This window comes from Lyngbya sp. CCY1209 (assembly GCF_055795065.1).
Window position 1 is genome coordinate 1 of the sequence record NZ_JAYFER010000179.1, and the last position, 1,060, is coordinate 1,060.

Consider the following 1,060-nt stretch of genomic DNA (forward strand, 5'->3'; position numbering starts at 1 on the left):
GTCAAAGCCGACGATGGTGAATCGGGTGCCCCGTGGGGTGGTGAATTTGGCGCCGGCTTTCATCCAGGGCGTCCAGGACTCGAAGCGATCGTCGGTCTGCTTCAGTTCTGGCAGGGTGTCGGGGTCAACTTCGTCTTCGTGGCGGCGCCAGATCTCGGAGTCGTCGCCGGCCCAGTGGCGGATCATGACCCGCTGTCCGAATGCCAGTTTCACCCCGTCGGCGATCCGCTGCGCTTCGCGGTAGTCGGGGGCGTGGCCGACGGGTTCTTCAATGCCGTCACAGGCGCCGGAAACCAGGATGACGTGGTGGTTGTCGGGCCGGTCAACCGTCGTTTTTTTCAATGTACATTGAATGTTTGCCCGTTCCAGGGCCGCGTCTACTTTGTCCTGCAACTGGACAATGCGATCGCAGATGTCGGTCGGGGCGGGGGCGGGGGCATCCACTGGGGTCGGTGCGGTTTCGGCGTCGGCGATCGCGGCTTCCCAGGTTGCCTTGTAGCTCAGGTTCCCGAATTGGCGGACGTCATCCTTGGACAGCCCGAGGGCGATCGCATGGGCCTTGAGTTCTGATAAAGTCATAGTTACTCCTGTAAAGGGGTTTTCGCGCCCACTGGTGACTTGCTTGGCTGCTGCACCAGTGGGCTTTTAGTTTGCCATCGCTATCACAGGCTACTCAGTTAGCGCATAGACTAACCTAGCTGTGTCTAGGCTGTGTTAGCATGGAACCATGATAGCACGTTGTGATACAATTACAAGGAAATTATGATTAATGGACTAACAACCGTGGGTGGGCCAACCAAATTAGCCAGGATCGCTTTTTATGTTGACCCCGAAGTTAAGGAGAAATTAGAAAAATTAGCCGGCATTCAACGGCGCACACTGTCAAACTTGATGGCAGTCATAGCCGAAAAGGCTGTAGAGGAAGCCGAGAAAGAAGAATTGGCGGACGAACCAGAATAACAACCCACCTGTCTCTGTTTCTACACCAACCCCCGATCGCACCAGACCGGGGGCCATTTTTTTGCTCACCAACGATCCATCAGATCCATCAACGATCCAT

The 1,060-nt window shown here is 55.8% G+C and carries 1 protein-coding gene and 1 pseudogene; one reads left to right on the top strand and one right to left on the bottom strand.

The window, feature by feature from the left end; genetic code table 11:
- Positions 1-579 (bottom strand): annotated as a pseudogene (locus tag AC0QHF_RS02765) (hypothetical protein); the annotation flags it as partial.
- Between the two features lie 183 nt (positions 580-762).
- On the opposite strand from AC0QHF_RS02765, the gene AC0QHF_RS02770 reads away from it, so the two are divergent.
- The gene (locus AC0QHF_RS02770; protein WP_324702655.1) at positions 763-960 is read left to right on the top strand and encodes a ribbon-helix-helix domain-containing protein; all 198 of its coding nucleotides are present in this window, start codon (positions 763-765) and stop codon (positions 958-960) included.
- The last annotated feature ends 100 nt before the right edge of the window (positions 961-1,060 follow it).